This is a genomic window from Nonomuraea sp. NPDC003201 (assembly GCF_053590415.1).
Window position 1 is genome coordinate 1 of sequence record NZ_JBSFTC010000147.1, and the last position, 10,347, is coordinate 10,347.

Genomic DNA, 10,347 nt, shown 5'->3' on the forward strand with positions numbered 1-10,347 from the left:
CTCGTCGTCGCTGGTGGCGCTGCACCTGGCGGCGCAGGCGCTGCGGCGCGGCGAGTGCTCGCTGGCGCTGGCCGGCGGCGTGACCGTGATGGCGACCCCGAACACCTTCATCGAGTTCTCCCAGCAACGGGGCCTGTCGGCCGACGGCCGCTGCAAGTCCTTCGCCGACGCGGCGAACGGCACCGGCTGGAGCGAGGGTGTGGGGGTGCTGCTCCTCGAACGCCTGTCGGACGCGCGGGAGAACGGGCACCACGTCCTCGCGGTCATCCGCGGCAGCGCGGTCAACCAGGACGGCGCCAGCAACGGGCTGTCCGCGCCGAACGGCCCCTCCCAGATCCGGGTGATCAGGGAGGCGCTGGCCGACGCGGGCCTGTCGCCCTCGCAGGTGGACGCGGTGGAGGGGCACGGCACCGGTACCACCCTGGGCGACCCGATCGAGGCCCAGGCGCTCATCACCGCGTACGGGCAGGACCGGGACCAGCCTCTGTGGCTGGGCTCGCTGAAGTCGAACATCGGCCACGCCCAGGCGGCCGCCGGCGTCGGCGGCGTGATCAAGATGGTGATGGCGCTGCGCAACGAGACGCTGCCGCGCACCCTGCACGTGGACGAGCCGTCCACGCACGTGGACTGGTCGGGCGGCGCCGTCGAGCTGCTCACCGAGCCCCGGCCGTGGGAGTCCGGCGAGGCGCCCCGCCGCGCCGCCGTCTCGGCCTTCGGCTTCAGCGGCACCAACGCCCACCTGATCCTCGAAGAGACGCCGGCCGAGCAGGACGACACCGCCGAGCAGGCCGGGCTGAACCTGCCGCTGGTCCCCTGGGCGGTCTCCGCCAGGGACGCGCAGGCGCTGGCCGCGCAGGCCGACCGGCTCAGCACGTGGACGGCCGCGCGGCCGGACCTGCGCGTCGAGGACGTGGGCTGGTCGCTCGCCACCGGCCGGGCGGTGCTCGACCAGCGCGCCGTGATCGTGGGGGAGACCCGGGACGAGCTCCTGGCCGGTCTCCGGTCGCTCGCCGACGGCGCCACCGCCGTCACGGGTTCCGGGGCGGGAGGCAGGATCGCCTTCCTGTTCGCCGGCCAGGGCAGCCAGCGGGTGGGCATGGGCGCCGCGCTCGCCCAGGCGTTCCCGGTGTTCGCCGCCGCGCTCGAAGACGTCTGCAAGGTGCTCGACCCGCTGCTGCCGCACCCCATCAGGGACGTCATGTTCACCGACCCCGACGGGGTGCTGGACGAGACGGGCATGACCCAGCCCGCCCTGTTCGCCTTCGAGGTCGCCCTGTACCGGCTGCTGACCTCGCTGGGCATCGAGGCCGACGTGCTCGCCGGGCACTCGGTCGGCGAGCTCGCCGCCGCCCACGTCGCGGGGGTGCTCTCGCTCGGCGACGCCTGCGCGCTGGTCGCCGCGCGGGCCCGGCTGATGCAGGCGCTGCCCGCGGGCGGCGCCATGCTGGCCGTCGCCGCCCCGGAGGAGCAGGTCCTCCCGCTGCTGGCCGGCCGCGCGGACCGGGCCGGGATCGCCGCGGTCAACGCGCCGGGCGCGGTCGTCGTCTCCGGCGCCGCCGGCGACATCGACGAGATCGCGCAGGCACTCGAGGCACGGCAGGTACGCACCCGCCGGCTGCGCGTCTCCCACGCCTTCCACTCGCCGCTCGTCGAGCCGATGCTGGAGGAGTTCCGGCAGGTCGCGGAGTCCTTGACGTACGGCGAGCCCGCCATTCCCATCATTTCTGACGTGACCGGGCAGAAGGCGCAGCCCGGCCAGCTCACCGACCCCGGCTACTGGGTGGACCACGTCCGCCGGGCGGTGCGCTTCGGCGACGCCGTCACCACCGCCAGGACCGGTGGCGCCACCGTGTTCGTGGAGATCGGCCCGGACGGGGTGCTGACCAGCCTGGCCAGGCAGACGCTCGACGGCGACGACGCCGCGTTCTTCGTCAGCGCCACGCGCAAGGACCGCGACGAGGCCCGCGCCTTCGTCGAGGCCGTCGGCCGGCTGCACTGCCGGGGCGTCGCCGTCGACTGGGACGCCTACTTCGCCGACGCCGTCCCCCAGCGCGTCGAGCTGCCCACGTACGCCTTCCAGCGCAAGCGCTTCTGGTTCATGCCCGGCGCGACCCCGGCCGAGCAGGCGCCGGACGGCTCCGTCGACCCCGAGTTCTGGGCCGCGGTCGAACGCGAGGACGTGGCCGCGCTGGCCGCCACCCTCGGCATCGAGGACGGCTCCCCGCTGGCGGCCATCCTGCCGGCGCTGTCGTCCTGGCGGCGCCGGCGGCGCGACCAGGACGTGCTCGACTCCTGGCGGTACCGCGTCACCTGGACGCCCGTCGGCGCACCCGGCGGGAAGCCGCCCGCGCTGTCGGGCACCTGGCGCGTCGTCGTCCCGGCGGACCGGGCCGGCGGCGACGCGGCGGCCTCCGTCGCCGGGGCGCTCGAACGGCACGGAGCCCGGTGCGAGCTCCTGGAGATCACCGGCGACTCCGGGAGGGACGACCTCGCCGCGCTGCTGGGCGGGGACGAGGCCCCGGCCGGCGTGCTCGCCCTCCACTGCGACCTGGCCCGGACGGTAACGCTGATCCAGGCCATGGACGACGCCGGCGTGGCGGCGCCGCTCTGGATCGCCACCGACGGCGCCGAGAGCGTCAGCCGGGCCGACCCGGTCCGCGACCCGGAGCAGGCCGCGGTCTCCGGGCTCGGCCGGGTCTTCGGCCTGGAGCACCCCGCCCGCTGGGGCGGCCTCGTGGACCTGCCGGAGACGCTCGACCAGCGCGTCCTGACCCGCCTGGTCACCGTGCTCGCCGGGATCGGGGAAGAGGACCAGCTCGCCGTCCGGGCCTCGGGGATCTTCGCCCGCCGCCTGTCCAGGGCGCCAAGGGCGCGGACCGACTCGGCCGAGCGCCGGCCGGCCCGCGGCACCGTACTGATCACCGGCGGCACCGGCGGCCTGGGCGCGAACGTCGCGCGATGGCTGGCCCGCGACGGCGCCGAGCACCTCGTGCTCACCAGCCGGCGCGGCGCCGACGCCCCCGGCGCCGCCGTGCTCGTGGCCGAACTCCAGGAGCTCGGCGCGCGGGTGACGGTGTCCAAGTGCGACGTGGCCGACCGCGACGCGCTCGCGGCCCTGGTCCGCGAGATCGAGGCCGACGCCCCCGTCCGATCGGTCTTCCACACCGCGGGCGTGCCCCACATGCAGCCCCTCACCCGGCTCGGACGGGACGAGCTGGCCGAGGCCACCCAAGCCAAGATCGTCGGAGCCGCCAACCTGGACGCGGCCTTCGACGGGCCGCTCGACGCGTTCGTGCTGTTCTCGTCCGGCGCCGGTGTCTGGGGCGGCGCCCTGAACGGCGCGTACGCCGCCGGCAACGCCTACCTCGACGCGCTGGCCGCGCACCGCCGCGCCCGCGGCCTCGCCGCCACGGCCGTCGCCTGGGGCTTCTGGGACGCCGCGGGCGGCGGCATGACCACCCTTCTCGACGAGGAGGACGCCCGCAGGACCGGCGTCCGCTACATGGACGCCGGCCTGGCCATCGACGCCCTGCGGCAGGCCCTGGACGACGGCGAGACCAACCTGGTCGTCGCCGACGTCGACTGGGAACGGTTCTTCCCCATCTTCACCGCCGCCCGGCGGCGGCCCCTCCTCGACGGCGTCCCCGAGGCCGTGGCGGTGCTCCGGAAGGAGTCGGAAGCCGACTCCGAGTCCTCGGAGCTGCGCGCGAAGCTGCTCCCGCTGAGCGAGGACGAGCAGGACCGGCTGCTGGTCGCGCAGGTGCGCGAGCAGGTGGCCGCCGTGCTCGGGTACGCCCCCGGCGAGGTGGAGGTGGACCGGGCCTTCAGAGACCTCGGCTTCGACTCGGTCACCGCGGTGGAGCTGCGCGGCAGGCTCAACGCCGCGCTGGGCGTGCGGCTCCCGGCGACCGTGGTCTTCGACTACCCGAACGTCAAGGCGCTCGCGGGCCTGGTCCGCGGCGAGATCCTGGGCACCCGGACGGAGGCCGGGCCCACCGGCGAGAGCCGCGGGCCGGTCTCCGACGACCCGATCGTGATCGTCGGGATGAGCTGCCGGATGCCCGGCGGCGTGACGAACGCCGACGACCTCTGGCGGCTGGTCGCCGAGGGCGGGGACGCGATCTCGGCCCTCCCGGACGATCGTGGCTGGGACGTCGAGGGGATCTACGACCCGGACCCCGAGGCCCAGCTCGCCTCGTACGTACGGGACGGCGGCTTCCTGCGTGACGCGGCCGAGTTCGACCCCGAGTTCTTCGGCATCAGCCCGCGCGAGGCCCTGGCCATGGACCCGCAGCAGCGGGTCCTGCTCGAAGCCTCGTGGGAGGCGATCGAGCACGGCCGGATCGAGCCCGGCTCGCTGCGCGGCACCCGTACCGGCGTCTTCGTCGGCGCCGCCTACGAGGAGTACGGCCGCCACTCCGACCAGGTCCCGCTGGAATCCGTCGGGCACCTGGTCACCGGCACGCTGAGCAGCATCGCGTCCGGCCGGGTCGCGTACGCGCTGGGGCTCGAAGGGCCCGCGGTGACGGTGGACACGGCGTGCTCGTCGTCGCTGGTGGCGTTGCACCTGGCGGCGCAGGCGCTGCGGAACGGCGACTGTGACCTGGCGCTGGCCGGCGGCGTCACGGTGATGTGCACCCCGCTCGGCTTCATCGGCTTCAGCCTCCAGGGCGCGCTCGCCCGGGACGGCAGGTGCAAGCCCTTCGCCGGTGCGGCGGACGGCTTCGCCCTGTCGGAGGGGGTCGGCATGCTGCTGGTGGAGCGGCTGTCGGACGCCCGCCGCAACGGCCACCCGGTGCTGGCGGTCGTCAAGGGCTCGGCCATCAACCAGGACGGTGCCAGCAACGGCCTGACCGCGCCGAACGGCCCTTCCCAGCAGCGGGTGATCCGCCAGGCGCTGGCCAACGCCGGGCTGTCGGGCGCCGAAGTGGACGTGGTCGAGGCGCACGGTACGGGCACGACGCTGGGCGACCCGATCGAGGCCCAGGCGCTGATCGCCACCTACGGCCAGGAGCGGGACCAGCCGCTGTGGCTCGGCTCGGTCAAGTCGAACATCGGCCACACCCAGGCCGCCGCCGGTGTCGCCGGGGTCATCAAGATGGTCATGGCGATGCGGCACGGGATGCTGCCGCAGACGCTGCACGTGGACGAGCCGTCGCCGCACGTGGACTGGTCGGCCGGGGCCGTCGAGCTGCTGACCGAGGCCCGGCCGTGGGACGTTCAGGATCATCCGCGCCGCGCCGCCGTCTCCTCCTTCGGCATCAGCGGCACCAACGCCCACGTGATCATCGAGCAGGTGCCGGGCACGGACGAGGAGCCGGAGCCCGTCGAAGAGCCGCCGGTGGTGCCGTGGGTGCTGTCGGGTCGCAGCGCGGAGGCGTTGCGGGCTCAGGCGGGCCGGCTGGCCGATGCGGTGGCCGGGGTCCGGCCGGTGGATGTGGCGCATTCGCTGGTGGCTTCGCGGTCGGCGTTCGACCACCGTGCGGTGGTGATCGGCGCGGACCGGGAGGAACTGCTGGCCGGTCTGGATGACGGTGCGGTGCGGGGTGTGGCCGGGCCGTGCGGCAAGACGGTGTTCGTCTTCCCCGGTCAGGGGTCGCAGTGGCTCGGCATGGGCGTCGAGCTGCTGGACGACTCGCCGGTGTTCGCCGCGCGGATGGCGGAGTGTGAGGCGGCGCTGTCGGAGTTCGTGGACTGGTCCCTCACCGATGTGCTGCGTGGTGGGGAGGGTCTGGACCGGGTTGATGTGGTGCAGCCGGTGCTGTGGGCCGTGATGGTGTCGCTGGCTGAGGTGTGGCGCTCGCTCGGAGTGGTTCCGGCCGCGGTGGTCGGTCATTCCCAGGGTGAGATCGCGGCTGCAGTGGTGGCGGGTGCGTTGTCGCTTGAGGACGGTGCCCGGGTGGTGGCGTTGCGGAGTCAGGCGATCGTGGCGCTGGCCGGTCGGGGCGGCATGGCGTCGATCCCGCTACCGGCTTCAGAAGTGACCGTAGACGACCGGATCTCGATCGCGGCGGTGAACGGGCCTGCCTCGACGGTGGTGTCAGGCGATGCGGACGCCATTGAGGAATTCCTGGCTCGGCACGACGCGGTGCGGGCGCGGCGGATCGAGGTGGATTACGCGTCGCATTCGGCGCATGTCGAGGCGATCGAGGAGGAGTTGGCGGGCCTGCTGGCCCCGGTGACCCCGCGAGCGGGCGAGGTGCCGTGGTACTCGACCGTGCGGCAGTGCTGGCTGACCGGGACCGAGGTGGACGCCGCGTACTGGTACGAGAACCTGCGGCGGACGGTGTGGCTGGAGCCGTCGGTGCGGGTGCTGGCCGAGCAGGGCCATGGGGTGTTCGTTGAGGTCAGTGCCCACCCGGTGCTGATGATGGCGGTGCAGGAGACGGTCGAGGACGTGGTGGCCTGCGGCACGCTGCGCCGCGACGACGGTGGTCTGCGCAGGCTGTGGACCAGCGCCGCCGAGCTGTGGGTACGCGGCGTGAACGTCGACTGGGCCCGGGCCCTGGAGCCCGCCGCCCCCCGGCTGGTCGACCTGCCCACCTACGCCTTCCAGCACCAGCACTTCTGGCTGGAGGAGCGCACCGCGAGCGCCGGTGACGTCGGAGCCGCCGGACTCGGGGCGGCCGGGCATCCCCTCCTCGCCGCCGCTGTCTCGCTGGCCGACTCCGACGGCGTGCTGCTGACCGGCAGGCTCTCGCTGAAGACCCACCCGTGGCTGGCCGACCACCAGGTCAACGGCCAGGTGCTGCTGCCCGGCACGGCGTTCGTGGAGCTGGCCGTCAGGGCCGGCGACGAGGCCGGCTGCGACCTGCTCGAAGAGCTCACCCTGCAGGCCCCGCTCATCGTGCCGGAACGCGGCGCGATCCAGCTCCAGCTGGCCGTCGGCGCCCCCTACGAGGACGGGCGGCGGCAGCTCACCGTCCACACCCGGCCCGACGGCGGAGCCGCCGACGACCCGTGGACCTGCCACGCCACCGGCGTGCTCGCGCCGGAGGCCGCCGCGCCGCCCGCCCAGGAGACGGCCGCCTGGCCGCCCGAGGGCGCGCAGCCGCTCCCGATGACCGGCCTGTACGACTGGCTCGGCGCGGTCGGCCTGGGCTACGGACCCACGTTCCAGGGCCTGAAGGCGGCCTGGCGACGCGACCAGGAGCTGTTCGCCGAGGTGGCGCTCCCGGAAGGGACCGAGTCCGGCGGATTCGGGCTGCACCCGGCGCTGCTCGACGCCGCGCTGCACAGCGTCGCGCTCAACGCGGCCACCGCCGAGGACGGGCCGCGGATGCCGTTCGCCTGGACCGGCGTACGGCTGCACGCGACCGGCGCGACCTCGATCCGCGTCCGGCTCACCCCCCGCGGCACCGACGACGTGACGCTCGCCGTCACCGACACGACCGGCGTGCCCGTCGCGCACGTGGACTCGCTGATCCTGCGCCCGCTGCCCGCCGACCTCGGCGCCGAGCAGCGCGCCACCGGAGAGGACTCGCTCTACACGCTCGAATGGGCGCCGGTGCCCGCCGGCGAACCCACGGGCGAGCAGCGGTGGGCGGTCATCGGCGACCCGTCAGAACTGGCCGCCGCCGGGATCGACGCGGCCGCGCACGCCGGCCTGGCCGAACTCGTGGCCACCGGATCGGTGCCCGAATGGGTGGTCGTCCCGCTGGACGGCGAGCCGGAGCCCGATCTGGCCACGGCGGTCGCCGACCGGACCAGCCAGGTGCTGGAGCTGCTGCAGACCTGGCTGGCCGAGGAAGGCTTCCCCGCCTCCAGGCTCGTCCTCCTCACCTGCGGCGCGGTCGCGACCACGGCGGAGGAGGAGGTGCCGGACCTGGTCAACGCCGGAGTCTGGGGGCTCGTCAGGTCCGCGCAGTCGGAGAGCCCCGAACGGGTCGTCGTCCTCGACCTCGACCGTGAGGCGGACTCCTGCCGGGCGCTGCCCGCCGCGCTCGCGACAGGCGAGGCGCAGCTCGCGATCAGGAAGGGGACGGCGTACGCGCCCCGCCTGGCCCGGCCCGGAGCCGACGGCGCGCTGACCCCGCCGGCCGAGGCCGCGAACTGGCGGCTGGACGTCACCACCCGCGGCACGCTCGACGACCTCGCGCTGCTCCCCACCCCGTCGGCGCCGCTCGCGCCCGGCGAGGTCCGCATCGGCACCAAGGCCATGGGCCTGAACTTCCGCGACGTGCTGATCGCCCTGGACATGTACCCGGGCGACGCGCCGATGGGCGGCGAGGGCGCCGGCGTCGTCATCGAGGTGGCCGACGACGTCACCACGCTCGCGCCCGGCGACCGGGTGATGGGCATCGTCGACGGCTTCGCCCGGGAGGCGGTCACCGACCACCGGCTGCTCGCCCGCATCCCGGACGACTGGACGTTCGCCCAGGCGGCGTCCGTGCCGATCGCCTTCGTCACCGCCTACCACGCACTGGTGGACCTCGCCGGGCTCCAGGCAGGCGAGGCGCTGCTCGTGCACGCCGCCGCGGGCGGCGTGGGCACGGCCGCCGTGCAGCTCGCGCACCACCTGGGCGCCGAGGTCTACGGCACCGCGAGCGAGAGCAAATGGGACGCGGTACGCGAGCTGGGCGTCCCCGCCGAGCGCATCGCCTCGTCCCGGACGCTGGAGTTCGCGCGGACCTTCGCGCCGGGAGTGGACGTCGTGCTCAACTCCCTCGCGGGCGAGTTCGTGGACGCCTCGCTGGGCCTGCTGCGGCCGGGCGGGCGCTTCATCGAGATGGGCAAGACGGACGTACGGGACCCGGCCGAGCTGCCCTCGGTCCGCTACCAGAACTTCGACCTCACCCTGCTCGGCCCGGCCCGCACCGGCGAGATCCTGGCCGAGATCGCCGCCCTGTTCGCGCGCGGCGCGCTCCGGCTCCCGCCGATCAGCACGTGGGACGTTCGCCGCGCCCCCGACGCGTTCCGGTACGTCGCCCAGGCCCGCCACATCGGCAAGGTCGTCCTGACCGCGCCGCCCGTCCTCGACCCCGAGGGCACCGTGCTCGTCACCGGCGGCACCGGCGCGCTCGGCGCCCTCGCCGCCAGGCGCCTGGTCACCGAGCACGGCGTGCGGCACCTGGTTCTGGCCAGCCGCCGCGGCCCCGCCGCCGACGGCGCGGCGGCGCTGGAGGCGGAGCTGACCGGGCTCGGCGCCACCGTGACGGTCGCCGCCTGCGACGCCGCCGACCGCGACGCCCTCGCCGCGCTGCTCGCGAGCATCCCCGCCGCGCACCCGCTGACCGGGGTCGTCAGCACGGCGGGCGTGCTCGACGACGGGATGATCTCCTCGCTCACCCCGGAACGCGTCGAGGCCGTCATGCGCCCGAAGGTGACCGCTGCCGCCAACCTGCACGAGCTGACCGCCGATCTCGACCTGGCGCAGTTCATCCTGTATTCGGGCGCCGCGGGCATCCTCGGCAGCCCCGGCCAGGGCAACTACGCCGCGGCGAACACGTTCCTGGACGCGCTCGCCCAGCACCGCCGAGCCTGCGGGCTGGCGGCGACCTCCCTGGCCTGGGGCCTGTGGTCGCCGGAGAGCGGCAGCGGCATGACCGGCCACCTGGACGAGGCCGACCTGAGCAGGCTGAGCCGGTCCGGCATGGGCGCGCTCGACCTGGAGGAGGGCCTCGGCCTGTTCGACCGGGCGCTGAGCGTGGACGAGGCGGCGCTCGTGCCGATCCACCTGGATCTCGCCACGCTGCGCGCGGGCGCGGCCAAGGGGTTCGGCCACCCGCTCTTCCGCGGCCTGGTACGCATCTCCACGCGCCGCGTGCTCGCGGCGGAGACGCCCATGGGCGAGTCGCTCACCGACCGGCTGGCCGCCCTGCCGGAGGCGGAGCGGGCTCCGATGCTCCTCGACCTGGTACGCGGCCACGTGGCCGCCGTGCTCGGCTTCGCCGGGCCGGATTCCGTCGAACCGGGACGGGCGTTCAAGGACCTCGGCTTCGACTCGCTGACCGCCGTGGAGCTGCGCAACCGGCTCAAGGCGATCACGGGACTGCGGCTCCCCGTCTCCCTGATCTTCGACTACCCCAACGCCGCCGCGCTGGCCGGGCACCTGCTGGAGGAGCTGGCGCCACCCGCGCACAGCGCCGAACAGCAGGTTCTGGCCGAGCTCGACCGGATCGAGGCCAGGCTGGCCGTCATGGCGGCCGAATGCGCCACCGCCGGGGAGATCACCGCCCGGCTCGAACAGCTGGTCTTCTCCTGGAAGGAACGGCACCAAGAATCCGGAGCCACCGTCGAGGACGTGGCCGGCCAGCTCAGCTCGGCCACGGCCGACGAGATCATCAGTTTCATCGACAGCGAGTTCGGACTCTCCTGAGCAGGCGTCACCGAAGGCTAGGAAGGCAG

The 10,347-nt window shown here is 74.6% G+C and carries 1 protein-coding gene; it reads left to right on the top strand.

The features are described from left to right. On the top strand, positions 1–10,318 hold a 10,318-nt coding region (locus ACWDX9_RS36835), incomplete at its 5' end, for a type I polyketide synthase (protein WP_449962428.1). Positions 10,319–10,347: the final 29 nt, after the last annotated feature.